The organism is Pseudomonas sp. B14-6, assembly GCF_013260315.1.
GTDB lineage: Bacteria > Pseudomonadota > Gammaproteobacteria > Pseudomonadales > Pseudomonadaceae > Aquipseudomonas > Aquipseudomonas mandelii.
In genome coordinates, this window is the sequence record NZ_CP053929.1 from 3,278,271 (window position 1) to 3,304,037 (window position 25,767).

Consider the following 25,767-nt stretch of genomic DNA (forward strand, 5'->3'; position numbering starts at 1 on the left):
AAGCCTGCCCCCAACAAGTCGATAACCCGGCATCAATAGTTTTTGGCGACTTTTTACTCGCCCATCACCTTTTTCCACAGAAGGTTTTTATGTCCACCACCAAAGCCCGCGCAGACTCACTTTCGCTTCTGCTGTTTACCTTGCGCAGCGGCAAGCTGATGGCAATCAACCTGCTGAAAGTCAGCGAAATCATCCCCTGCCCGCCGCTGACCAAGCTGCCGGAGTCGCACCCACACGTCAAAGGCATTGCCACCCTGCGCGGCGCCTCGTTGTCGGTGATCGACCTCAGCCGCGCCATCGGCGAGCGGCCACTGGAAGACCCGAATGGTGGCTGCCTGATCGTCACCGACGTCAGCCGCTCCAAACAGGGCCTGCACGTTCAGGCCGTGAGCAAGATCGTCCACTGCCTGACCACAGACATCCGTCCGCCGCCCTTCGGCTCCGGCGGTGTGCGCTCATACATCACCGGCGTGACCTCGGTCGACGGCACCCTGGTGCAAGTGCTGGACATCGAAAAGGTCATCCACGGCATCGCCCCGGCGCAGATCGAAATGGCCCCGACCGAACTGAGCATGGAAGACGCCGAAGTGCTGGGTAACGCTCGGATCCTGGTGGTCGACGACAGCCAGGTCGCGCTGCAGCAATCGGTTCACACCTTGCGCAACCTCGGCCTGCAATGCCACACCGCCCGCAGCGCCAAGGAAGCCATCGACTGCCTGCTGGACCTGCAAGGCACGGCGCAGCAGATCAACCTGATCGTCTCGGACATCGAAATGTCGGAGATGGACGGCTACGCCTTCACCCGCACCCTGCGCGAGACGCCGGACTTCTCGCACCTTTATGTGCTGCTGCACACATCGCTGGACAGCGCGATGAACAGTGAGAAAGCGCGTCTGGCCGGGGCCAACGCGGTGCTGACCAAGTTCTCCTCACCAGAACTGACCCGGTGCCTGATCGAAGCGGCCAAGGCCGTCGCCGAACAAGGTCACTGAGTCATGGCTGAAGGCTTTTGCGTGCTGATGCGGCGCAACCTTGCCGAGGCGGTGCCCGCAATCACGTGGCCGGTCGGCATTGAATTGATCGAGTACCGTCCCGAAGTCGCCCAAGCCGTCCATCACGTGATGGAACTGGGTCACCTGGAAGGCGGTGGTCGTGTGCCGGAATTGGCGATCTGGCAGCGACGTTTTGAAACCGATCCTGAATACGACCCCACGCTCTGCTTCATCGCTCAAGATGCCGAAGGGATCGTCGGCGTGGCGCAGTGCTGGACCAGCGCCTACATCAAGAAGTTGATGGTGCACCCACGGGCACAGCGACGCGGGCTTGGTCGCGCATTACTGCTCCACGCGTTCCAGGTGTTTCAGGACCGCCGGGAAGGTTATGTGGATTTGAAAGTACTGGAAGACAACCTTCGGGCGCAGCGGCTGTATGAAAGCGCCGGGATGTATGTAGTCCGCCGAGAATTGGTCCCAGTCTGATACACCGCCATCGCGAGCAGGCTCGCTCCCACAATGTTTTTTGTCGTACACAACATCGGTGTCTGGTGAAGATCTACTGTGGGAGCGAGCCTGCTCGCGATGGGGCCGACACATTCAACCCAATACCATCAGGCATACTCCCCCTCGGCCAACTCAATGCCCAAGGATGCCTGACCCATGAAAACCGCCACCCTGACCTTGCTCTGCCTTACCGCCCTCGCCCCCAAGCCCACGCCTCCAGTCCCGACGCCTGGGCCGCCTACGACAAAGCCGTGCTCGCCAGCTGCACCAAAGCCAGCGGCCTGAAAAACGCCAAACCCGTCGGCACCGCCGCGCAGTTCGACGACCGGGTCGACTACACCGCGCTCCTGATGCAAGGCCAATACCCGCAAAAACACATGAAAGGCCAGCAAGGCACCGAACTGTGCCTCTACAACAAAAAGAGCAAAACCGCCTACGTGACCGAATGGGACTCCATCCGCCCCACCGCCAAAACCCAGTGACTGGCGCATAACTTGCTTCGACCCGAGCCTTCGCGGTGTCTTTCTGGCGCCGTTCCATGCCCTCGGAAGCGACCGGCCGCTCAATGAATACGACATTTTCCTGCGTAGGTTGCGGCAAATGCTGCAACGACCACCACGTGCCCCTGACCCTGGCCGAAGCCCGCATGTGGGCGGCCGACGGCGGTCAGGTGATCGTGTTGGTGGAAGGTTTCCTCGGCAACGGCCTGGGCCTTCCCGTGCAGCAACGCGAACACGCCGAACGTCGCTCAGCAGTGGTTCGAAGCGGCACGTCCGAGGCTTATGTGGCGATCACCTTCGCCGCGTACAACGTCGGTCCCTGCCGGAATCTTGACGAAGACAACCTCTGCCGAATCTACGAACGCCGCCCGCTGGTGTGCCGCATCTACCCGATGGAAATCAATCCGCACATTGCGCTGAACACCGCAGTGAAAGAATGCCCGCCCGAATCGTGGGAACAGGGACCGGACTTGATCATCGGGGGTAAGTTGGTGGATCAGGAGCTCGCGGGATTGATCCAGCGTTCGCGTCAGGCGGATCGCGATGACATTCAGACCAAGGATGCGATTTGCGGGCTGCTGGGGATTCGGACGACAGCGTTGAAGGGGGATGGATTTACGGCTTATCTGCCGGATATGAAGGCGTTTGCCACCGTCATCGACCAGGTTGCCGCGCAGCCGCTGGCGGGCTCAGGCAGTGATTGGCAGTTTCATGTGTCAGGGGAAGACATCGCCGGGCAAGTGCAGGCGGCCGGGGCGATGGTGGCGACGGAAGTGCCGGTGAACTATGCGTTTATTTCGTTGCGGGTGGCTTGATTCCAGGGCTGTTCAACCTGTTATGGCCCCTTCGCGAGCAGGCTCGCTCCCACCATTGATCTGCGTCGTACACAAAATCTGTGTTCTGTTGAGATCTACTGTGGGAGCGAGCCTGCTCGCGAAGGCGATTGATCAGGCACCGCAGCGTTTGAAACTCAGCGCTTACCCATCGACCGACGAGTCCCTGGAGGCGCAGCCCCTGGCGTCTTGGTATGGCCATTCTTCGCGCCATTCTTGTACCAAGGCTGGCTGGCATTCTTCGCAGCGGCCAAATCACCCGGTTTGAACGGGAACTTGAACGCCGGGATCGCGGCTTTGGTTTCGCTGTCTGCGCTGGAGTCGACGCTGTCTGGCAGGTCTGCCGGGTCGTCGCTCAAAGCGTCGGCAACCGGCGGTTGTGTCGGGGAAGTCATGAAAGCTCCGGGGTGATGCAAAAAGTCGGGCCCGGTCAGCGAGCCGCGAAAGAGCGGCAGTATACCTGTGTCCAGAGCCGCAAGCTTCACGCCGCAAGCGAGTCCGTCGGGTTTTGTGCCAATCGCGAGCAACCCCCGCACCTGTGGGAGCGAGGCTTGCCCGCGAAGAACGATCACGCGGTAAACCAGACCGAACGCTATCTACCGGGGAACCTCAACCCTATCCAACACCCGATTCACCGCCAACTCCGCCAGCATGATGACCTGCTGAATCGCCATCAGCGTATGCCGCTGCGGCCCCTCCAGACTCGTCGCAAAATCACTGCTCATCACACTCGCCGACGCCAACGACTCACAGGCATGAGCCAACAGACTTTCAGAATCAACATCAGGATCGACCACAAACATCGTGCTCGGCCGGCGCGGTTTTTCGATGTAGCGCTCGGGGGATCGAGGTAGTAATCGAGCGCGCGCTTCATGGCTTCGTGGTCTTTGATGAGCGATTCGGCCTGGGTGGTTTCGTCGCGGGGTGTGGTGGTGTTGATGGGTGGATCGGGGATTAACTTATCCATGCAAATTTCCTTTTGATGTTGGAGCCATCAATTTCCGATCTCACTCGGAGCAGAGGTGGCAGCTATGTGCGGTGTGAGATTACCGGCAAAAGGAACCCGGCCAGACCGAAGTCTGCCCGCACACAGCCGCCATAAAAAACTTGGGGGCCTTGCGCTGGTTTCCAATTGTTCAGCCGGAATCTCACTCCCGGTCGCTGAGTTTTCAGCGACAGCCAAAGGTTAGAGAACACGCTTCCTACCCGGCAACCTGAAAAATGCGTGGGAAAACGCTGTGTTTTTTACACATCTTTCAACACACAAAAATGGAACGCGGAGCGTCCCGGGCGGCATTCCCACGCGGAGCGTAGGGAACGATCAATCGGGGGCAGTAGAGAGAAATTGGTCGGCTGTCGGGCCGCCATCGCGAGCAGGCTCACTCCTACAGTGGAACGATGCACGTCTGCAAGTGATTGGTCGGCTGTCAGGCCGCCTTCGCTGGCAGGCCTCGCTCCTACAGTGGAACGATGCACGTCTGCAAGAAATTGGTCGGCTGGCAGGCCGCCTTCGCGGGCAAGCCTCGCTCCTACAGTGGAACGATGCACGTCTGCAAGAAATTGGTCGGCTGGCAGGCCGCCTTCGCGGGCAAGCCTCGCTCCTACAGTGGAACGATGCACGTCTGCAAGAAATTGGTCGGCTGTCAGGCCGCCTTCGCGGGCAGGCCTCGCTCCTACAGTGGAACGATGCACGTCTGCAAGAAATTGGTCGGCTGGCAGGCCGCCTTCGCGGGCAAGCCTCGCTCCTACAGTGGAACGATGCACGTCTGCAAGAAATTGGTCGGCTGTCAGGCCGCCTTCGCGGGCAAGCCTCGCTCCTACAAGGGGTTCGGTGTACACGCTTCGCTTTTCACCACTCATTAGGCCGAGCGTTAGCTCGCCTGCTTTTGATCTTGATCTGCCCGCCCCTTCGGGAGGCTGAGTGGAGGCGTTCATCTGGGGGTGGGCGCGTAGCGCCGTGCGGCGAAGCCGCACACATCGAGAGGAGGTCGAAGCGAAGCCGACCGGAGGCGATGCCCCCAGATGAATGCCGGAGCGAAGGAACGCCGAGCCCAGGCGAGGGGCCGGACGCTGGGGCGAAGCGTTTTGGTTCCTTTTGGGCGTTTGCAAAAGGGACTCGCTGTAAGAGCGAAACCGCCAGCAACCGTTACCGCAGGAATGGATATGTACGCCATCAACAGCAGCATGGTCGGCTACCAGGCCGCCAAGCCCAAACTGACAGCGCCGTCAGTTAGCAGTCACCTTCCTGACCGCCGAACAGGTTTATAAAGGAAGGTATAAACCCGACCCGACTCCCGACCACCTAGCCCGGCGCCCCCACTCGCATGCGAACCCAGAAAAAAACCGCCTTGATCGCAGGCCTGCTGATCGCCCTGGCAGCGAGTGGCGCGTGGTACGCCACCAAACCCGCCACCGCCAAACTCGCCGCGCCCACAGCGATCCCGGTTCGAGTCGTCAGCGTCACCGAAAAAGACGTCCCCCGCTACGTCACCGGCATCGGCTCGGTCCTGTCCCTGCACAGCGTCGTAGTCCGCCCGCAAATCGACGGCATCCTCACCAAAATCCTGGTCAAAGAAGGCCAATTGGTGAAACAAGGCGACCTGCTCGCCACCATCGACGACCGCTCGATCCGCGCCAGCCTCGACCAGGCTCGGGCACAACTCGGCGAAAGCCAGGCGCAACTGCAAGTCGCGCTGGTCAACCTCAAGCGCTACAAACTGCTCAGCGTCGACGACGGCGTATCCAAGCAGACCTACGACCAGCAACAAGCCCTGGTCAACCAGCTCAAAGCCACCGCCCAAGGCAATCAGGCGTCAATCGACGCCGCTCAGGTGCAGCTTTCCTACACACAGATTCGCTCCCCGGTCACCGGCCGCGTCGGTATTCGCACGGTGGACGAAGGCAACTTCCTGCGCATGACCGACACCCTGGGCCTGTTCACCGTGACCCAGATTGACCCGATCGCCGTCGAGTTTTCCCTGCCGCAACAAATGCTGCCTACCCTGCAAGGCCTGATCGGCGACCCCGAGCGCGCACAAGTGAAGGCCTATATCGGCGCCGACACCGACGGCGAAACCGGCAACCTGCTGGGCGAAGGGCACCTGACCCTGATCGACAACCAGATCAACGCCAACACCGGGACCATCCGCGCCAAGGCGGAATTCAACAATCCCGGGCAGAAGCTCTGGCCTGGCCTGCTGGTGACGGTAAAAATTCAGACAGCCCTGGATAAAGATGCGCTGGTGGTCCCGCCCACTGTCGTACAGCGTGGCCTCGATCAACATTTCGTGTACCGCGTCAACGGCGACAAGGTCGAAACCGTCACCGTACAAATGGTCTACCAAGGCAGCGGCCAGGACATCATCAAAGGCGTAAAACCGGGTGACGTGCTGGTCAGCGACGGCCAGTCGCGGCTCAAACCCGGCTCGACCGTGCAGGTAATGACCGAGCCGCCGCAAGTGGTGCAATCGGAGTCGAAGCCATGAAGGGCCACGGTTCTGTCTCAGCCTGGTGTATCGATCATCCGGTGGCGACGATCCTGCTGACCTTTGCCCTGGTGTTGCTCGGCGTCATCGCCTTCCCGCGCCTGCCGATTGCGCCGCTGCCGGAAGCCGAATTCCCGACCATTCAAGTCGCCGCACAATTGCCCGGCGCCAGCCCCGAAACCATGGCGTCGTCGGTGGCCACGCCGCTTGAAGTGCAATTCAGCGCCATCCCCGGCGTGACCCAGATGACCTCGAGCAGCGCCTTGGGCTCGACCAACCTGACCCTGCAATTCACCCTCGACAAAAGCATCGACACCGCCGCCCAGGAAGTGCAGGCCGCAATCAACACCGCCGCCGGCAAGCTGCCCAAGGACATGCCGAACCTGCCGACGTGGCGCAAGGTCAACCCGGCCGACAGCCCGGTGCTGATTCTCAGCATCAACTCAACCTTGATGCCCGGCACCGAACTCAGTGACTTGGTGGAAACCCTGCTCTCGCGTCAGATCAGTCAGATCGACGGCGTAGGCCAAATCAACATCACCGGCCAGCAACGTCCGGCAATCCGTGTTCAAGTCTCGGCCGACAAACTCGCGGCCATCGGCCTGACCCTGGCGGACATTCGGCTGGCGATCCAGCAAACCAGCCTCAACCTGGCCAAAGGTGCGTTGTACGGTGAGTCGAGTATCTCGACACTGTCGACCAACGACCAATTGTTCCACCCCGAGGAATACAACCAGCTGATCGTTTCCTACAAGGACGGTGCCCCGGTTCACCTCAAGGATGTCGCTAAAGTCGTCAACGGTTCAGAAAATGCCTACGTCCAGGCGTGGGCCGGTGATCAACCCGGGGTGAACCTGGTGATTTCCCGGCAGCCGGGCGCCAACATCGTCGAAACCGTTGATCGCATCCAGGCCGCCCTGCCCGGCCTCGAAGCCATGCTGCCGGCCTCGGTGCAGGTCAAGGTGCTGGTCGACCGCACCCAGACCATCCGCGCCTCCCTGCATGAAGTGGAAATTACCCTGCTGATCGCGATCATGCTGGTGGTGGCGGTGATGGCGCTGTTCCTGCGCCAATGGTCGGCGACCCTGATTGTGTCCGCCGTACTGGGCGTATCGCTGGTCGCCAGTTTCGCCCTGATGTACATCATGGGTTTCAGCCTGAACAACCTGACGCTGGTGGCAATCGTGGTGGCCGTGGGGTTTGTGGTCGACGATGCGATTGTGGTGGTGGAGAACATTCACCGCCACCTGGAGGCCGGCGACGGCATGCGCGAGGCGGCGATCAAGGGTGCCGGCGAGATCGGTTTTACCGTGGTTTCGATCAGCTTCTCGCTGGTGGCGGCGTTCATTCCGTTGCTGTTCATGGGTGGCGTGGTCGGGCGGCTGTTCAAGGAATTCGCCCTGACCGCCACTTCGACCATCATGATTTCGGTGGTGGTGTCGCTGACGCTGGCGCCGACCCTGGCCGCGCTGTTCATGCGCGCCCCGGTGCATCACGCCCACAGCAAACCCACGTTTGGCGAACGCTTGCTGACAGGTTATGAAAAACTGCTGCGCCGTGCCCTCGCCCACCAGAAACTGATGATCGGGGTTTTCTTTCTGTCACTGGGCCTGGCGGTGGCCGGTTACATCTTTATTCCCAAAGGGTTCTTCCCGGTGCAGGACACCGGTTTTGTCCTCGGCACCACCGAAGCCGCCGCCGATATTTCCTACGGCGACATGGTGAAAAAACACCTGGCGATGGCCGAAATCGTCGCCGCAGACCCAGCGGTGGCGGCGTTTTCCCACTCGGTCGGGGTCTCGGGCAGTAACCAGACCATCGCCAATGGCCGCTTCTGGATTTCCCTGAAAAAACGCGGCGACCGCGACGTCTCGGCCAGCCAGTTCATCGACCGGATCCGTCCGAAACTGATGAAAGTCCCGGGCATCGTGCTCTATCTGCGCGCCGGCCAGGACATCAACCTCAGCTCCGGCCCGAGTCGCGCCCAGTATCAATACGTGCTCAAGAGCAACGACGGCGCAACGCTCAGCACCTGGACCCAACGCCTGACCGAAAAACTGCGCGCCAACCCGGCGTTCCGCGATATTTCCAACGACCTGCAACTGGGCGGCAGCATCACCCACATCAGCATTGACCGCAGCGCCGCCGCGCGTTTCGGCCTGACCGCCAGTGATGTCGATGAAGCGCTGTACGATGCGTTCGGCCAACGGCAGATCAATGAATTCCAGACCCAGATCAACCAATACAACGTGATCCTGGAACTGGACACCCAGCAACGCGGCAAGGCCGCAAGCCTCAATTATTTCTACCTGCGCTCGCCGCTGAGCGGGGAAATGGTGCCGCTGTCGGCCCTGGCGACATTCGATGCGCCAACGGTTGGCCCGTTGTCTATTGCCCACGACGGCATGTTCCCGGCCGCCAACTTGTCGTTCAACCTGGCGCCCGGCGTGGCGTTGGGCGATGCGGTGATCATGCTCAATCAGGCCAAGGCCGACATCGGCATGCCGGCCGCCATGAGCGGCAACTTCCAGGGCGCGGCGCAAGCGTTCCAGAGTTCGCTGGCCAGCCAGCCGTGGTTGATCCTGGCGGCGCTGGTGGCGGTGTACATCATTCTCGGCGTGCTCTACGAGAGCTTCGTCCATCCGTTGACCATTATTTCAACGCTGCCATCGGCGGGGCTTGGCGCGGTGATCATGCTGTGGATCTGCGGCCAGGACTTTTCGATCATGGCGCTGATCGGGCTGGTGTTGCTGATCGGCATCGTCAAGAAAAACGGCATCCTGATGATCGACTTCGCTCTCGATGCCCAGCGCAATCGTGGCTTGCCGCCGGAAGAGGCGATTTACCAGGCCTGTATCACGCGGTTCCGGCCGATCATCATGACCACCCTCGCCGCCCTGCTCGGCGCCCTGCCGTTGATGCTCGGGTACGGCACCGGCGCCGAACTGCGCCAGCCATTGGGCATCGCGGTGGTCGGCGGCTTGCTGGTGAGCCAGGCGCTGACGCTGTTTACCACTCCGGTCATATACTTGTGGCTTGAGCGGCTTTTCCATAAGCCCAAACCCGCACCGATGCCGGCGCTGGCAACCACAGACTGAGGCGGGGTCATGCGCGTTCTGATTATCGAAGACGAAGAAAAAACCGCGGACTATCTGCACCGCGGCCTGACGGAACAGGGTTACACCGTGGACCTGGCGCGCGACGGCGTCGAAGGCCTGCACCTGGCGCTGGAAAGCGACTACGCGGTGATCGTCCTCGACGTCATGCTGCCGGGCCTCGACGGCTTCGGTGTATTGCGCGCGCTGCGTGCGCGCAAGCAAACCCCGGTGATCATGCTCACCGCCCGCGAGCGGGTCGAAGACCGCATCAAAGGCTTGCGCGACGGGGCCGACGATTACCTCGGCAAGCCGTTTTCCTTCCTCGAACTGGTGGCGCGCCTGCAAGCGCTGACCCGGCGCAGCGGCGGCCACGAACCCGTGCAAGTGAGCATCGCCGACCTGTGGATCGATTTGATCAGCCGCAAGGCCACCCGCGCTGGCACCCGCCTGGACCTGACCGCCAAGGAGTTCTCGCTGCTCAGCGTTTTGGCCCGCCGGCAAGGTGAAATCCTCTCTAAAACGGCGATTGCCGAGATGGTCTGGGACATCAATTTCGACAGCGACGCCAACGTCGTAGAAGTCGCGATCAAACGCCTGCGGGCCAAGCTCGACGGGCCGTTCGACGAAAAACTGCTGCACACGATCCGGGGCATGGGTTATGTGCTGGAGAGCCGCGGTGTCCAGTAATTCGATTGCCCTGCGCCTGAGCGGGATGTTCACGCTGGTGGCGCTGCTGGTGTTCCTGTTGATCGGCTGGGCCTTGTACCAGCAGGTCGACAAAGGCCTGGGTTTGCTGCCCGAGGCGGAGCTGGACGCGCGTTACAGCGTGCTCGAATCCACCGTCGGGCGATATGGCACGCCGGAGCATTGGGTGAAGATCAACAACAAGCTCAAGTTGCTCGGCGAAGAAGACAAGCGCATTAGTTTCTGGATCATCAGCGGCGACCCTCACTACGAATACGGCAACCTGACACCGCAGATCCGCGCCTTTGCCGAAGGGCCCCTGGGGATGCGCGACATGACGTTGCCAGACCAGCCTTATCCGCTGAAAGTGCTGGTCAGCCAGTTCCCGGCCAAGGATCAACGGCCGCCGCTGCGTTTCATGATCGGTATCGACACCGAGACGTTTTTCCAGACCCAGCATCATCTGCTGATCGCGCTGATCAGCCTGGCAATTATTGGCGTGTTGCTGGCCTCGGCGCTGGGTTATTGGGTGGCGCGAATTGGCCTCAAACCCTTGATCAAGTTGTCGCAGGAAGCCCAACGCCTGGCACCGCCGTTGCGTTCCGGGCGTTTGCGCTTATCGCCGCTGCCGCCGGAGCTCAATCAGTTCGTCAATTCGTTCAACTCCACACTGGAGCGAGTCGAGCAGGCCTATTCGCGGCTTGAGTCGTTCAACGCCGACGTCGCCCACGAACTGCGCTCGCCGCTGACCAACCTGATCGGCCAGACCCAGGTCGCGCTGACCCGTGGACGCTCGGCGGAACACTACTTCGAAGTGCTGCAATCGAACCTCGAAGAGCTGGAACGGCTGCGTTCGATCATCAATGACATGCTATTTCTTGCCAGCGCGGATCAGGGCAGCAAGGCGACCAAACTGACTTCCACCTCGCTGGCCGACGAAGTGGCCACGACTCTGGAATACCTGGATTTCATTCTTGAGGATGCGCAGGTTCAGGTGCAGGTCAGTGGAGATGCGCAGGTGCGGATCGAGATTGCGCATCTGCGCCGGGCGTTGATCAATTTGCTGAGTAACGCGGTGCAACACACCGGGCCCGGGCAGGTGATTGAGGTGCGGATAGAGGTCGAGGAGCACCAGGTGAGCATCGGCGTGGCCAACCCCGGGTCGCCGATTGCCAGCGAGCATTTGCCTCGATTGTTCGAGCGTTTTTATCGCGTCGACGCATCGCGCAGCAACAGCGGGAATAACCACGGGCTGGGGTTGGCGATCGTCAAGGCGATTGCGCTGATGCATGGCGGTGATGTGTTTGTGCGCAGTGATCACGGCATGAACACCTTCGGCATCCACCTCCCGGTCTAGACCCTTCCCTGTGGCGAGCGAGCTTGCTCGCGCTGGGCTGCGTAGCAGCCCCCCAATCAGCCACTCAGGTTCCTCAGGAAAATCGGGGGGTTGTTTGCGACTGCTGCGCAGTCGAGCGCGAGCAAGCTCCCTCGCCACAAAAGCCATTTCCCGCCGCTGGCTACTGTTGCTTTTAGCGCAACAGTCCTTTCATGAATCCGCTCTTTTTCCCCTGTCCAATCCCCCTTATCTTTGCCGCACCAAACAGCACTTGCCAAGCAAGAAGGTTTTAAAGATGTCCAACACTATGGGTATTGCCAGCGCTTTCGTTTTGTCCTCTTTGTTCCTGTCTCCGTTCGCCGTGGCTGAAGAATCGCCGGCCTTCGTCGCGCACAATGCCGCACGCGCCGCTTCGTATGAAGAGCATCAGGGCGAAATGACAGCCAAGGCTAAAGAGGCTGCGCAAACCCCTCAAGCATCAATGTCTTCAAGCCAACCACGGGTTGAGAAAGACAGCTGATCCGACCCGTTTGCTCCTTTTCCCTCGACACTTTTCATCGGCTCTTCCCTTTGAAAAGTTGTCTTCAAAGCCGCTGCTATCAGCGGCTTTTTTTCGTTGTGGTTTAAACGCCGTCCAGTTCGTCTTCACTGACAAGAAACATTTTGCACTTCAAGAGTATGAAGTGTTTAGTTGACCAAGGAGCTTTACCGCAAGTGCGTTTCCCTCTCCGTTTCAACCCGTTGTTCATTGCAATCGCTGCAACGATGACCCCCGCCGCCTACGCCGCCGACGAATCCAGTCAGGAAGGTTTTGTCGAAGGTTCGAGCCTCAACCTTAATGTCCGTAACTACTACATGAACCGCAACCGCCTGCAGCAGGCGGACGACAACATAGAGTGGGGTCAGGGTTTCCTCGGTCTCTTTGAATCGGGTTTCACCCAGGGCACCGTCGGGTTCGGCGTTGATGCCCACGCCATGCTGGGGCTCAAGCTCGACGGCGGTGGCGGCACGGATGGTTCGAGCATCCTGCCGATCAGCGATGGCAACGGCAAAGCGCCTGGGTCGTTCTCAACGGCGGGTGGCACGCTGAAAATGCGTGCTTTTGATACCGAGTTGAAGGCCGGCGACCTGTTCCTCGCCAACCCGGTGATTGCCGGCGGCGAAACCCGCATGTTGCCGCAGACCTTTCGTGGGGTCAGCCTGACCAACCACAGCTTCGACGGCTTCCTGATCGAAGGTGGCCAGGCGAGCTTCACCAAGCCGTACAACCAGAGCGGTCACACCCGCATCGGCACCTCCTACGGCAGCCTGGCAGACGGTGACGACAGTCAGCACCTGAACTGGGCCGGTGTGGCGTGGAGCGGTCTGCCGGGGTTGACCAGCAGCCTGTACGCCTCCGAACTCAAGGACATCTGGAACCAGTACTACTACGACCTGGATTACACCTACGCGCTGAACGACCTGGTCAGCCTCAACCCGGGCCTGCATTTCTATCACACGCAAGACACCGGCGATGCGCTGCTGGGTCACATCGACAACAACGCCTACAGCCTGCATTTCACCGTCGGCGTGGGCTTTCACAGCGTTACGGCGGCGTATCAGCGAGTCAACGGCAACACGCCGTTCGACTACATCAGCCAGGGCGACAGCGTCTTCCTCGACAACTCCCAGCAGTATTCTGACTTCAACGGCCCGAACGAGCGCTCGTGGAAACTCAAGTACGCCTACGACTTTGCCGGTCTCGGCCTGCCCGGCCTGACCTCGGCGCTGTCCTACTCCCGAGGCGAACTGGACCTGACCAAAGTCGATCCGGACAGCCGCGGCTACGCCTCGTGGTACAGCGCCGACGGCAAAAACGCCAGGCACTGGGAGCGCGACATCGATCTCAAGTATGTGATCCAGGGCGGCAAGGCCAAGGATCTGGCGGTGCGCATGCAATGGGCCACCAACCGCGGCGGCAATGGCTATGGCGCGCTGGATCAGGACACCGATGAATACCGGGTGATCGTCGACTACCCGCTCAATGTCTTCTAAGCTTCACTAAGCAAAAGGCCAGCATTTTTTTGCTGGCCTTTTTTTTATCCGGCATTTATACAAGCGCTCTGGACGCGACCGGTTTCTGGAACTCTGCCCGATTCTTGTAAAAAACTTTTATAACGCCTTATTTGCAGAAGTCAGAACCATGAGTGTGAGCAATGAGAAATCTCAACATCCGATCAGCTCGACACGATCGGAGCAACTTCTGACTCTCGGCAGTGTGCTGTTGGTGATTGCGATATTCAGCATTGTGACCTTCCTGCTGATCCGTGAACGCGCCAACGCCGAGTTGTCCGCCGCTCGCGCCGCCAACAACATCGTGCAATTGATCGACGCCGATGTGCTGCGCAATGTCGAACTCTATGATATTTCCCTGCTGGGTTTGATCGCTGCCTCCCGGCGAGAAGATCTCAAGAGCGTTTCTCCCACCATTCGCCATCTGGCCTATTTCGACCGCGCCACCGCCGCGCCGTACAAGGGCGACATTTTGTTGCTCGACAACAAGGGCGACGTGATCGCCGACTCGGCGTCGGTGGAACCCAGGCAAGGCAACTACGCTGATCGCGAATACTTCCAGTCGCACGTGAACAACCCGGCCCCGGGCATGTTCATCAGCCCGCCCTTCCGGGCCAGGTCGGCCGAACACGATTGGCGTATCAGTTTCAGTCGACGGGTGAGCGGCTCCCAGGGTGAGTTTCTGGGGGTTGCCGAAGCCGCCATGCGCTTGAGTTACTTCGATCAGTTGTTCAACAGTTTGAGCATCGGCCGCGACAGCACAGTCAATCTGATCAGCAAGAACGGGATTCTCCTGGCCCAGCAACCACGCCTGGCCGAAGAGCTGATCGGCAAGGATTTCAGTAACCGCCCCAATTTCCAGCGCATCGTCAAAGAAGGCAACGGCAGCTTCACCAGCATGTCCGATCTATACCGTGACAAGCGCCTGTACACCTTCTCCAAGGTCGGAAATTTGCCGTTGATCGTCATCGTTGCACTGTCCAGTGATGAAGTCTTTTCGGCCTGGAAACGCACTGCGGTGGTGGTCAGCTCTGCAACCGCAGCCTTGTGCGTGAGCCTGCTGTGGCTGACGTGGGTGCTGCGCCGGGAATTGCGCCGGCGTCACAATGCCGAACACGAACTGGCGCAACTGGCCGCCACCGATGCGTTGACGGGGCTGGCCAACCGCCGAACGCTGGATCAGGCCCTGCGCCATGAATGGTTTCGCGCTCAACGTTCCGGCATGCCTTTGTCACTGATGATGATTGATGCCGACCATTTCAAAGCGTTCAACGACCGCCATGGCCATCAGGCCGGCGACGAAGCGCTGCGCTCGCTGGCCAACGTTATCAGCGCCCACGTGCGACGACCGGCGGACCTGGCTGCCCGTTATGGCGGCGAGGAGTTTTCGGTGATCCTGGCGGAAACCGATAGCGCCGGTGCGCGGCAGATTGCCGAAAATATCCGCAAGGCCGTTGAGCAGTTGCCGCTGGTTGAGGGAGCTGATGGGCCGATGACTGTCAGTATCGGGATCAGCACCTGGACGACAGCGACGGATATCAGCCTGGAGAGTTTGCTGTTTGCGGCGGACAAGGCGTTGTATCAGGCCAAGGAAAACGGACGGAATCGGGTGGTCGACACGGCTTGAAATCTGCGGTGTCGCTACTGGCCTCTTTGCGGGCACGTCGGATCGCCGCACCGCCCGCGCCTACAATGGCGCTCGGTCTACCTCTTTCCCGCGGGCATAAAAAAAGGCCACCCGAAGGCAGCCTTTAAAAACTAGAGAGGTTTTTGACTTACACGGCCGCTACGGGACGCATGTAAGAGATCGGTGCAGTGCTGGCGTCTTCGAAAGTCACGACTTCCCAAGCATCTGTCTGCTCAATCAACTTGCGCAGCAGCTGGTTGTTCAATGCATGTCCGGACTTGAAGCCCTTGAACTCACCAATCAGGCTATTGCCCAGCAGGTAGAGGTCACCAATTGCATCGAGGATCTTGTGCTTCACGAATTCGTCTTCATAGCGAAGGCCGTCTTCGTTCAGTACACCATCCGCGTCGACCACAATAGCGTTTTCAACGCTGCCGCCGAGTGCGAGGTTGTGCTTGCGCAAGTACTCGATGTCACTCATGAAACCAAAGGTACGGGCGCGGCTGACTTCTTTTACGAACGAAGTGCTGGAAAAATCCACGCTTGCACTTTGTGTGCGGTTACGGAAAACCGGGTGATCGAAATCGATCTCGAAACTCACCTTGAAGCCTTCGAAAGGGACGAAAGTGGCGCGCTTGTCGCCGTCTTCCACTGTCACTTCCCGCAGGATCCGGATGAACTTCTTCGGTGCGTCCTGTTCTTCCAGGCCGGCCGATTGAATCAGGAATACGAAAGGTCCAGCGCTACCATCCATGATCGGGACTTCGGACGCGGAGAGCTCGACGTAGGCGTTATCGATGCCCAGGCCAGCCATGGCCGAGAGCAAGTGCTCCACCGTATCCACTTTGGTGTCGCCACTGACCAATGTGGTCGACATCGTGGTTTCACCAACGTTTTCCGCGCGGGCAGGAATCTGCACCACAGGGTCGAGGTCGGCACGAACAAACACAATGCCGGTGTCGATAGGTGCAGGCTTGAGGGTCAGGTAAACCTTCTCCCCGGAGTGCAGGCCTACACCTGTAGCACGGATAATATTTTTCAGTGTGCGTTGTTTAATCATGGCTTGGGCCGCTTCAGCGCAAATTGCGAACTGGTATCAACAAAGGCTGGCGATAATAGCAGACCAGACCTTTGCTGAACACCAATCACCTTCATAGCCCTGATACATTCCATCAATCAGCCTGACGACGCAGGAAAGCCGGGATGTCCAGGTAATCCAGATCATCTTGCGGATTCATCTTCGCGGCAGTCGCAGCACCGGCCTGAGCCTGGTTGCGCATGACGGTCGGACGGTCCAGGTCACGGTAATTTACCGCCGGTTGTTCCTGACGAGCGGGCGCCGATTGTTGCGGCTGGGAGGCCATGGAGGTGTGAACGGTGTTGTCGATGACCTTCACAGGCTTCTCGATTTTCGCGCCCAGACCGGTGGCAACCACAGTCACGTGCAGTTCGTCGCGCATGTCCGGATCGATAACGGTACCGACCTTGACCATCGCGTGCTCGGAAGCGAAGGCTTCGATGATGCTACCCACGTCGGAGTACTCACCCAGGGACAGGTCAGGACCGGCGGTGATGTTCACCAGGATGCCGCGTGCACCTTGCAGGTTCACGTCTTCGAGCAACGGGTTGCGAATGGCCGCTTCAGTGGCCTCACGTGCACGGTTCGGACCGCTGGCACAGCCAGTGCCCATCATCGCCATGCCCATTTCGCTCATTACAGTCCGTACGTCGGCAAAGTCGACGTTGATCATGCCCGGACGCTTGATGATGTCGGAGATACCGCGAACGGCACCGGCCAGTACATCGTCGGCCTTGGCGAAAGCCGACAGCAGGCTGGCGTCTTTACCGAGGATGGTCAGCAGCTTCTCGTTGGGAATGGTGATCAACGAGTCGACGCTTTCAGACAGCAGACGGATACCTTCGTCGGCGATCTGCATACGCTTGCGGCCTTCGAACGGGAACGGACGAGTCACCACCGCAACGGTGAGAATCCCCATTTCCTTGGCCACTTCAGCAATGATCGGCGCAGCACCGGTACCGGTACCACCGCCCATGCCGGTGGTGATGAACACCATATTGGTGCCCTGCAGGACTTCGGCAATGCGCTCACGGTCTTCGAGAGCGGCCTGACGACCTACTTCAGGGTTGGCGCCGGCGCCCAGACCTTTGGTAACGCCGGTACCCAATTGCAGGATGGTCCGCGCGCCGATGGATTTCAGCGCCTGGGCATCAGTGTTGGCGCAGATGAATTCAACGCCTTCAATGTTGCTCTTGACCATGTGGTTGACGGCGTTGCCGCCGCCTCCGCCAACACCGATAACTTTAATAACCGGGCTTGCGGGGATGTTGTCTACGAGTTCGAACATTTTCCCTCTCCTTTACGTTCTCTAGTTTTTTCGCCTACTGCTTTTACTGCTTGTCGCTTTTACTGCTTGCTCTTGCGGCTTGTAGCTTGCCGCTTGAATCTGCTTCGTCAGAAGTTGCCTTGTACCCAGCTCTTGATGCGATCGAGCAAGGCGGCTTTCGGTTCTTCATTGCTGTAGCTGTCGCGGCTGCTGATGCCCGAGAACGAAATCCCGTCGGACTGCTTCTGCAGGCCGTACATCAACAGGCCTACGCCGGTGGAATAAATCGGGTTGCGGACCACGTCGTCCAGGCCCTTGACGCCATGGGGCACGCCCAGGCGGACCGGCATGTGGAAGATCTCTTCGGCCAGTTCGACCGCGCCTTCCATTTTCGAGGTACCGCCGGTCAGCACGATGCCGGCCGGGATCAGGTCTTCGTAGCCACTGCGGCGCAGTTCGGCCTGGATCAGCGTGAACAGTTCGTCGTAACGCGGCTCGACCACTTCGGCCAGGGCCTGGCGGGACAGCTCGCGCGGTGGACGGTCGCCAACACTTGGCACCTTGATGGTTTCACCGGCACCGGCCAGCTTGGCCAGGGCGCAGGCGTAGCGAATCTTGATTTCTTCGGCGTACTGGGTCGGGGTGCGCAACGCCATGGCGATGTCGTTGGTCACCTGATCGCCCGCAATCGGGATCACCGCGGTGTGACGGATCGCGCCTTCGGTGAAGATCGCGATGTCGGTGGTGCCGCCGCCGATGTCCACCAGGCACACGCCCAGCTCTTTCTCGTCGTCGGTCAGGACCGAATAGGCCGACGCCAGTTGCTCGAGAATGATGTCGTCGATTTCCAGACCGCAGCGACGCACGCATTTTTCAATGTTCTGTGCGGCATTGACGGCGCAGGTCACCACATGGACCTTGGCTTCCAGACGCACGCCCGACATGCCCAGCGGCTCACGAACGCCTTCCTGGTTATCGATCACGTAATCCTGCGGCAAGGTGTGCAGTACGCGCTGGTCAGCCGGGATCGCCACGGCCTGGGCGGCGTCGAGGACACGCTCAAGGTCGGCGGAGCTGACTTCGCGATCACGAATCGCCACGATGCCGTGGGAGTTCAGGCTGCGGATGTGATTGCCGGCCACGCCGACGAACGCCGAGTGAATCCGGCAACCGGCCATCAGCTGCGCTTCTTCGATCGCGCGCTGGATCGATTGCACGGTGGACTCGATGTTCACCACCACGCCTTTCTTCAGGCCACGGGACGGATGAGTGCCGATCCCGACGATTTCGAGCGTGCCGTCGTCCGAGACCTCGCCGACCAGCGCCACCACCTTGGAGGTGCCGATATCGAGACCGACGATCATTTTGCCGCTTTGCACGTTTGCCATGGGTCCTGCCTCTTCTTAATTCTTCGCGACAGCGGGTTGGGCTGTCGTGGGCGCTACAGGTTCCCGCCAGCCAACAGCAAGGCCGTTGGCGTAGCGCAGATCGATGCGCGCAATGTTCGTAATCTGTTCTTTAAGCGTCTTGTCGTAGATGGCAATGAAGCGGCGCATCTTTTCCACCAGCTTGCCGCGTCCCAGCAGCAGTTCGATCCCCGGGCCCGCGCTGCCGGCGCCGGTGGTCAGGAACCAGCTGCCTCGTTCACGCAACTCCAGGCGTGCAATCGAGAAGCCCATCGGCCTGAGCATCTGGCTCAGCACCTGGTATTGCTGCATCACTTGCTGTTGCGCCCGTTGTGGGCCGAACAGCTGTGGCAAATGTTCGTAATTGGCCAGCTCACGCGGGGTGAACGCCTGGCCCTGGTTGTTCAACAGCGATTCATCGCCCCAACGGGCTATCGGCAGTTGTTCTTCCAGGCGGATCACTACTTGATCCGGCCACACCCGACGCACTTCGGCGTGAGCAATCCATGGCATCGTTTCAAGTTCGGTGCGCATGCTCGCAAGATCGATGGTGAAGAAGCTCGACGCCACATAAGGGGCGATTCGCTGCTGCACCGCCTGCTGGCTGATGTAACTCAAGTCACCCTGCACAGCGACTTTGGTGATCGGCCGGTCGGCGTAGGGCAGCAAACGCTGCGCGCCTTCGTAAGTGCCGAACCCCAGCGCAACCAACATCACCGGCCAGAACAGGCTTTTCAGAAAACCAAAATTGGCTTTCGGCAGGCGCGCAGACATCGGCTCTTTGGCCACCATTCGGCTCGCACCCCGTGGCACCGGCTTGCGGCCGGGTGCTGGAGGGGGCTGATGTCTCAGCTGTGCGCCTTGCATGGTCTTAACCCCGCGCCTCGATACTTGCGGCCAGAATCGCCAGAACCAGTTGCTGGAAATCCAGACCGGCGGCACGGGCCGCCATCGGCACCAGGCTGTGATCGGTCATGCCCGGTGCGGTGTTGACTTCGAGGAACCAGAACTGCCCGTCGGCGTCCTGCATCACGTCTGCCCTGCCCCAACCGGCGATACCCAGCGCCTCACAGGCTTTCGCCGTGAGGTCCATCAATTCTTTTTCCTTGGTGCTGTCCAGGCCACACGGGATCCGGTACTGAGTATCGGAAGCCACGTACTTGGCGTCGTAGTCGTAGAAGCTGTGCGTGGTGCCCAGGGCAATCGGTGGCAACACCTGGTCACGCAGGGTGGCGATGGTGAACTCCGGACCTTGAATCCATTGCTCGACCAACACTTGCGAATCGTAGGTACTGGCCGCTTTCCAGGCGTCGATCAATTCCGACGCGGACGTCACTTTGGCCATCCCGATACTTGAACCTTCATGGGCCGGTTTGACGATCAAAGGGAAGCCCAGTTCCGTCGCTGCCGAAATACAATCAGCCTCTGAGCTCAGTACCGCGTGACGTGGCGTCGGGATGCCGAGGCTGTGCCAGACCTGTTTGGTCCGCAGCTTGTCCATGGCCAGTGCCGAAGCCAGGATGCCGCTGCCGGTGTAGGGAATACCCAAGCATTCGAGCAGGCCCTGCATGCTGCCGTCTTCACCGCCACGACCGTGGAGGATGACAAAGGCGCGGTCGATCTTTTCGTTCAGCAAACGCTGCAGAAGGTCATCGCCCACATCGAGGCCGAACGCATCCACACCGGCGCTCAGCAGCGCGTCGAGTACCGCGTTGCCCGACTTCAGGGACACCTCACGCTCGGCACTCTTGCCGCCGAACAGCACGGCGACGCGGCCGAAGTCTTTCGGCGCGACCGTGGAGACGAGGTTGGCGTAGGCAGCAGTCATTTCAACTTCCCCACAGTCGGCGCGGCAACAGCACCCGCAAATAGCGGACTGGCCAACAGTTTCGGGGCGAGACCACCGATATCACCGGCGCCCTGGCACAGCAGTATGTCGCCGGCACGCAGCAGCGGCTTGACCAGTGGCGCGAGGTCGACTCCGCGCTCGATGTAGATCGGGTCGAGCTGACCGCGCTGACGAATGCTGTTGCACAGCTTGCGGCTGTCGGCCCCCGGAATCGGTTCTTCACCGGCCGGGTAGACTTCCATCAGCAGCAAGACGTTGGCATCGGCCAGTACATTGACGAAATCGTCGTACAGGTCGCGGGTACGGCTGTAACGGTGCGGCTGGTAAACCATCACCAGACGACGCTCCGGCCAGCCACCGCGGACGGCCTGGATCACGGCCGCGACTTCGGTCGGGTGGTGACCGTAATCATCGACCAGCATGACGTTGCCGCCATCGACCGGCAGTTCGCCGTAGACCTGGAAGCGTCGACCGACACCCTGGAAGCCGGACAGGCCCTGGACGATGGCTTCATCGCTGACGCCCTCGTCGGTGGCGATGCAGATGGTGGCCAGCGCGTTCAGCACGTTGTGGTTACCCGGCATGTTCACCGAGACATCCAGCGGCTCGCGATCAGGGCGCAGTACGGTAAAGAAAGTCTGCATGCCTTGCTGGCGCACATTGATGGCGCGCACGTCGCAGTCATCGCCGAAGCCATAGGTGACCGTCGGGCGTTTCACCAGCGGCAGGATTTCACGCACCACCGGATCGTCCAGGCACACCACCGCCAGACCGTAGAACGGCAGGTTGTGGAGGAACTCGACGAAGGTTTTCTTCAGTTTGTTGAAGTCACCGTCATAGGTCGCCATGTGGTCGGCGTCGATGTTGGTGACCACGGCCACCAGCGGCTGCAAGTGCAGGAAACTGGCGTCGCTTTCGTCGGCTTCGGCGATCAGGTAGCGGCTGGTGCCAAGCTGGGCATTGGTGCCCGCGGCATTCAGGCGGCCACCGATGACGAACGTGGGGTCCAGGCCACCGGCCGCGAACACCGAAGCGATCAGGCTGGTGGTGGTGGTTTTGCCGTGCGTACCGGCGACGGCGATGCCGTGGCGATAGCGCATCAGCTCGGCCAGCATTTCTGCGCGTGGCACCACAGGGATGCGACGTTCCAGCGCGGTGGCGACTTCCGGGTTGGACGTGTTCACGGCGCTGGATACCACCAGCACGTCAGCGGCAGCGGCGTTTTCAGCACGGTGACCGATAAAGATGTGCGCGCCAAAAGACTCGAGACGCTCGGTGACGGGCGAAGCTTTCAGGTCGGAACCGGACACTTCATAGCCCAGGTTCAACAACACTTCGGCGATGCCGCACATGCCCACGCCGCCGATGCCGACGAAGTGGATGCGACGGATGCGGCGCATTTCCGGTTGCGGCATGGCTTTCTGTTTCTCAACCATGGGCCACCTCCAGGCAGGTATCGACCACGTTACGGGTGGCATCGGGTTTGGCCAGGCGGCGTGCCGCAGTGGCCATGTCGTTGAGTCGTTGTGGTTGCATCAGGACCTCTGTCAGGCGTGCGGCAAGATCCGCTGCGCCAGTCGTTCTTTGCGGCATCAGGAAGGCAGCGCCTTCACGGGCCAAATAATCGGCGTTGCGGGTCTGGTGATCGTCGATCGCGTGGGGCAATGGCACCAGCATCGAGGGCAGACCGGCGGCAGCCAGCTCACTGATGGTCAATGCGCCTGCGCGGCACACCACCAGGTCGGCCCAGCCATAGGCTTGGGCCATGTCTTTGATGAAAGGCTGCACTTGCGCCTCGACGCCAGCCGCGCGATAGCGCTCTGCAGTCACTTCATCGTGGTTTTTGCCGGCCTGATGAAACACTTCCGGGCGCAGGTCGGGGGCGACTTGCGACAGGGCTTCAGGCAGCAACTTGTTCAACGGCTCTGCGCCCAGGCTTCCGCCCAGAATCAGCAAACGCGCCTTGCGACCCGCCAGGGCGGGGCGCTGTGTTTCGAGGAACAGCTCGGTGCGCACCGGGTTACCGGTGGTCCGACGGCTGTCCGACAGGGTAAAGGTGTCGGGGAACGCTTCACAGACTCGGGCGGCCAACGGCACCAGCAACCGATTGGCGGTACCGGCCACGGCGTTCTGTTCATGAACGATCACCGGCACGCCGGCCAGTTTGGCTGCAACGCCACCGGGGCCGGTCACATAACCACCGAAGCCGACCACACACACTGGCCGCAGCTGACGAATGATCGCCCGCGCCTGCCAGACGGATTTGAGCACCATGAACGGCGCCTTGAGCAGGGACAACTTGCCCTTGCCGCGCAGACCGGTGGCGTTGATCCGATGCAGCTCGATACCGGCCATCGGCACCAGGTCGTTCTCGATCCCGCGCGGTGTTCCGAGCCAGTGCACGGTGTAACCGCGGGCCTGGAATTCGCGGGCGCACGCCAGCGCCGGGAACACGTGGCCACCGGTACCGCCCGCCATGATCAAGACGTTAGCGCCCATGGGTCGGCTCCTCGGCGAAGTCGCTCTCATGGAACTCCATCTCTTCGCTGCCCAAGTGGGTTCGACTCTCCCACTCGATGCGTAACAACAAGCCGAGACAGGCACCGCAAATCACCAACGAACTGCCGCCATAACTGAGGAACGGCAGGGTCAGGCCTTTGGTCGGCAACAGGCCGACGTTCACCCCGATGTTGATCAGGAACTGGCCGATCCACAGGAACGACAGGCCATAAGCGATGTAGGCGGCGAAGAATTGCTTGGCCTTCTCGGCCCAATAGCCGATGTACATGCCACGCACGCAAACAAAGACGAACAACGCCACCGTGCACAAGGAACCCACGGCACCCAGCTCTTCGGCAAGGACTGAGAACACGAAGTCGGTGTGGGCTTCCGGCAGGTAGAACTGTTTCTGTACGCTGTTGCCCAGGCCAACGCCCAGCCATTCGCCGCGACCAAACGCGATCAACGCCTGCGACAACTGATAGCCGGCACCGAACTGGTCGGCCCATGGATCGGCAAAGTTGGTCAGACGCGCCATTCGATACGGCTGAACTTGAATCAACAGCACCACCGCCCCGACCGCCAGGACCACCATCAAGGAGAAACGGAACAGTCCGACCCCGCCGAGGAACAGCATCGCCGCCGCCGCGCCCATCATGACAACGGTGGCGCCGAAGTCCGGTTCCATCAGCAACAGACCGGCCATGGGCAGCAGCACGATGAACGGCTTGAAGAAGCCCATCCAGCTTTCCCGCACTTCTTTCTGGCGACGCACCAGATAACCGGCGAGGTAGATCACCACGAACACCTTGGCGATCTCGGATGGCTGGACGTTGAAGAAACTGAAACCGATCCAGCGCATGGAACCGTTCACTTCACGGCCGATCCCCGGGATGATCACCATCACCAGCAAACCGAATGCGCCGAGCAGCATCAGCCAGCCCAGGCGCTGCCAGGTGGCGATCGGAATCATCATGGTGACGACGCAGGCACCCAGGCCCAGCACGATGTAGATCAAGTGGCGAATCATGTAGTACAGGGCACTGCCCGACTGCACGGCCGCCACTTCGGTCGACGCCGAGGCAATCATCACCAGCCCGAGACCGATCAAGGCCAGGCAACCGGCGAGCATCGGGAAGTCGAGGTCGATCCCGCGTCCGGTGATGATCGGCGACGGATAAGGCTTGATGATGTTCATCAGGCTCATACCAGATCCTCCACGGCGCGGACGAACTGGTGACCACGGTCTTCGTAATTCTTGAACATGTCGAAACTGGCGCAGGCGGGCGACAGCAGCACGGCGTCACCCGGTTCGGCGATGGCGCGGCATTGGGCAACCGCTTCATCCAGCGAACCGACGCGAATCAGCGGCACGGCATCGCCGATGGCCTGGCCGATCAAGTCGCTGTCACGGCCCATCAGGACCACGGCGCGGCAATTGGCTGCCACCGGATCCCGCAGATCCTTGAATTCGGCACCCTTGCCATCGCCACCGGCGATCAGCACGAGTTTGCCGTCGATGTCCGCACCCAGGCCTTCGATGGCCGCCAGTGCGGCGCCGACGTTGGTGGCTTTGGAATCGTTGTAATAGCTCACGCCGTCCAGCTCACGAACCCACTGGCAACGATGTTCCAACCCGGCGAAGGTGCGCAGGCTCGAGAGCATGGCGTCGAACGGCAGGCCGACGGCATGGCCCAGGGCCAATGCTGCCAACGCGTTGGACTGGTTGTGGGCGCCACGAATTTTCAACTCGCGCACCGGCATCAGGTTCTGGAATTCGAAGGCCAGGTACTTCTCGCCGTCTTCTTCGCGGATACCGAAAGCCTTGAAATCGGGCTTGCTCAAACCGAAGGTCCAGCAAGGCTGGCCCTCGCCCATCAGCGGACGGCTCAGGGCGTCCTGACGGTTGACCACAAACTGTTTCGCGCCACGGAAGATCCGGTGCTTGGCCAGGTGATAGGCCGGCAGACCGCTGTAGCGGTCCATGTGGTCTTCGCTGACGTTGAGCACGGTCGCCACTTCGGCGTTGAGTTGATCGGTGGTTTCGAGCTGGAAGCTCGACAACTCCATCACGTACAACTCGACGTCGTCGCTGAGCAAATCCAGCGCCGGCGTACCGAGGTTGCCACCGACAGCGACACGCTTGCCCGCCGCCACGGCCATCTCGCCGACCAGGGTGGTGACAGTGCTTTTCGCGTTGGAACCGCTGATGGCGACAATCGGCGCCTTCGCGTTACGCGCGAACAGCTCGATGTCACCGGACAATTTCACGCCACGGGCGGCGGCAGCCTGCAGGGCCGGAGTCGCCAGCGCCAGGCCGGGGCTCACGTAGAGTTCGTCGGCACGGCACAGGAACTCGACGTCCAGCTCGCCACAACGCACTTCCACGTGCGGATAGTCACGCTTGAGCGTGGCCAGTTCCGGTGGATTTTCCCGCGTATCGGCCACAGCAAACGACGTGCCCCGGTTCGCCAGGAAGCGAACCAGGGACATGCCGCTCTTGCCGAGGCCGACAACGATGCGGAAGTGGTCAGAAGCGATCAGAGACACTCGT

Annotated in this window: 21 protein-coding genes and 2 pseudogenes; 12 read left to right on the plus strand and 11 right to left on the minus strand. The window is 60.6% G+C overall.

The window, feature by feature from the left end; translation table 11 throughout:
* Positions 1-89 precede the first annotated feature (89 nt).
* From HP062_RS14930 to HP062_RS14945, 4 genes and pseudogenes are all read left to right on the plus strand, one after another.
* Positions 90-992, plus strand: coding sequence for a chemotaxis protein CheV (locus tag HP062_RS14930; protein WP_010458072.1), 903 nt, complete (start codon positions 90-92; stop codon positions 990-992).
* A 27-nt stretch (positions 993-1,019) separates the two neighbouring features.
* Positions 1,020-1,478, plus strand: a complete 459-nt coding sequence (locus HP062_RS14935) for a GNAT family N-acetyltransferase (RefSeq protein WP_042933005.1) — start codon at positions 1,020-1,022, stop codon at positions 1,476-1,478.
* A 177-nt stretch (positions 1,479-1,655) separates the two neighbouring features.
* A pseudogene (locus HP062_RS14940) lies at positions 1,656-1,981 on the plus strand (hypothetical protein).
* An 83-nt stretch (positions 1,982-2,064) separates the two neighbouring features.
* Positions 2,065-2,814 carry a YkgJ family cysteine cluster protein gene (locus HP062_RS14945; RefSeq protein WP_172791625.1) on the plus strand — a complete coding sequence of 250 codons (750 nt, stop codon included), beginning with the start codon at positions 2,065-2,067 and terminating at the stop codon, positions 2,812-2,814.
* A 155-nt stretch (positions 2,815-2,969) separates the two neighbouring features.
* On the opposite strand, the gene HP062_RS14950 is transcribed toward HP062_RS14945, so the two are convergent.
* Positions 2,970-3,227, minus strand: coding sequence for a hypothetical protein (locus HP062_RS14950; protein WP_083375782.1), 258 nt, complete (start codon positions 3,225-3,227; stop codon positions 2,970-2,972).
* 201 nt (positions 3,228-3,428) lie between these two features.
* Positions 3,429-3,799, minus strand: a pseudogene (locus tag HP062_RS14955) (DUF6124 family protein).
* 503 nt (positions 3,800-4,302) lie between these two features.
* On the opposite strand from HP062_RS14955, the gene HP062_RS14960 reads away from it, so the two are divergent.
* From HP062_RS14960 to HP062_RS14995, 8 genes are all read left to right on the plus strand, one after another.
* Positions 4,303-4,695, plus strand: coding sequence for a hypothetical protein (locus tag HP062_RS14960; RefSeq protein WP_172791626.1), 393 nt, complete (start codon positions 4,303-4,305; stop codon positions 4,693-4,695).
* Between the two features lie 461 nt (positions 4,696-5,156).
* Complete coding sequence (locus HP062_RS14965; protein WP_010458085.1) at positions 5,157-6,317, plus strand: efflux RND transporter periplasmic adaptor subunit; 1,161 nt, start codon at positions 5,157-5,159, stop codon at positions 6,315-6,317.
* Entirely contained in the window at positions 6,314-9,415 is a 3,102-nt protein-coding gene (locus HP062_RS14970; RefSeq protein WP_102593547.1) for a multidrug efflux RND transporter permease subunit, read from the plus strand. Before HP062_RS14965 ends, HP062_RS14970 begins: the two co-directional genes overlap by 4 nt.
* A gap of 9 nt (positions 9,416-9,424) precedes the next feature.
* Positions 9,425-10,102 (plus strand): heavy metal response regulator transcription factor, encoded by a 678-nt coding sequence (locus HP062_RS14975; RefSeq protein ID WP_007916978.1) that lies wholly within the window; start codon positions 9,425-9,427, stop codon positions 10,100-10,102.
* The gene (locus tag HP062_RS14980; protein ID WP_077748987.1) at positions 10,092-11,456 is read left to right on the plus strand and encodes a heavy metal sensor histidine kinase; all 1,365 of its coding nucleotides are present in this window, start codon (positions 10,092-10,094) and stop codon (positions 11,454-11,456) included. Before HP062_RS14975 ends, HP062_RS14980 begins: the two co-directional genes overlap by 11 nt.
* Before the next feature lie 274 nt (positions 11,457-11,730).
* On the plus strand, positions 11,731-11,955 hold the full coding sequence (locus HP062_RS31330) for a hypothetical protein (RefSeq protein WP_010458093.1): 225 nt from the start codon (positions 11,731-11,733) through the stop codon (positions 11,953-11,955).
* 194 nt (positions 11,956-12,149) lie between these two features.
* A complete protein-coding gene (locus HP062_RS14990) occupies positions 12,150-13,469 on the plus strand; it encodes an OprD family porin (RefSeq protein ID WP_172791627.1) in 1,320 nt (439 codons plus the stop codon).
* A 148-nt stretch (positions 13,470-13,617) separates the two neighbouring features.
* Positions 13,618-15,114 carry a sensor domain-containing diguanylate cyclase gene (locus tag HP062_RS14995; protein ID WP_077748989.1) on the plus strand — a complete coding sequence of 499 codons (1,497 nt, stop codon included), beginning with the start codon at positions 13,618-13,620 and terminating at the stop codon, positions 15,112-15,114.
* Positions 15,115-15,262: 148 nt separating this feature from the next.
* Here HP062_RS14995 and lpxC read toward each other — a convergent pair whose 3' ends face one another.
* From lpxC to murD, 9 genes are all read right to left on the minus strand, one after another.
* The gene (gene lpxC, locus HP062_RS15000) at positions 15,263-16,174 is read right to left on the minus strand and encodes a UDP-3-O-acyl-N-acetylglucosamine deacetylase (RefSeq protein WP_008147525.1); all 912 of its coding nucleotides are present in this window, start codon (positions 16,172-16,174) and stop codon (positions 15,263-15,265) included.
* Between the two features lie 112 nt (positions 16,175-16,286).
* Positions 16,287-17,480 carry a cell division protein FtsZ gene (gene ftsZ / locus HP062_RS15005; RefSeq protein WP_007943486.1) on the minus strand — a complete coding sequence of 398 codons (1,194 nt, stop codon included), beginning with the start codon at positions 17,478-17,480 and terminating at the stop codon, positions 16,287-16,289.
* 107 nt (positions 17,481-17,587) lie between these two features.
* The gene (gene ftsA / locus HP062_RS15010; RefSeq protein ID WP_008147519.1) at positions 17,588-18,847 is read right to left on the minus strand and encodes a cell division protein FtsA; all 1,260 of its coding nucleotides are present in this window, start codon (positions 18,845-18,847) and stop codon (positions 17,588-17,590) included.
* Between the two features lie 15 nt (positions 18,848-18,862).
* Positions 18,863-19,732, minus strand: a complete 870-nt coding sequence (locus HP062_RS15015; RefSeq protein WP_010458113.1) for a cell division protein FtsQ/DivIB — start codon at positions 19,730-19,732, stop codon at positions 18,863-18,865.
* A 4-nt stretch (positions 19,733-19,736) separates the two neighbouring features.
* Positions 19,737-20,693 (minus strand): D-alanine--D-alanine ligase, encoded by a 957-nt coding sequence (locus HP062_RS15020; RefSeq protein WP_010458115.1) that lies wholly within the window; start codon positions 20,691-20,693, stop codon positions 19,737-19,739.
* Positions 20,690-22,150 carry a UDP-N-acetylmuramate--L-alanine ligase gene (gene murC, locus HP062_RS15025; RefSeq protein WP_077748991.1) on the minus strand — a complete coding sequence of 487 codons (1,461 nt, stop codon included), beginning with the start codon at positions 22,148-22,150 and terminating at the stop codon, positions 20,690-20,692. The genes HP062_RS15020 and murC overlap by 4 nt, the downstream gene beginning before the upstream one ends.
* Positions 22,143-23,213 carry an undecaprenyldiphospho-muramoylpentapeptide beta-N-acetylglucosaminyltransferase gene (gene murG, locus HP062_RS15030; protein ID WP_010458119.1) on the minus strand — a complete coding sequence of 357 codons (1,071 nt, stop codon included), beginning with the start codon at positions 23,211-23,213 and terminating at the stop codon, positions 22,143-22,145. The genes murC and murG overlap by 8 nt, the downstream gene beginning before the upstream one ends.
* A complete protein-coding gene (gene ftsW / locus HP062_RS15035) occupies positions 23,203-24,420 on the minus strand; it encodes a putative lipid II flippase FtsW (protein ID WP_010458121.1) in 1,218 nt (405 codons plus the stop codon). The genes murG and ftsW overlap by 11 nt, the downstream gene beginning before the upstream one ends.
* Positions 24,417-25,763 carry a UDP-N-acetylmuramoyl-L-alanine--D-glutamate ligase gene (murD, locus tag HP062_RS15040; protein ID WP_083375775.1) on the minus strand — a complete coding sequence of 449 codons (1,347 nt, stop codon included), beginning with the start codon at positions 25,761-25,763 and terminating at the stop codon, positions 24,417-24,419. Before murD ends, ftsW begins: the two co-directional genes overlap by 4 nt.
* Positions 25,764-25,767: the final 4 nt, after the last annotated feature.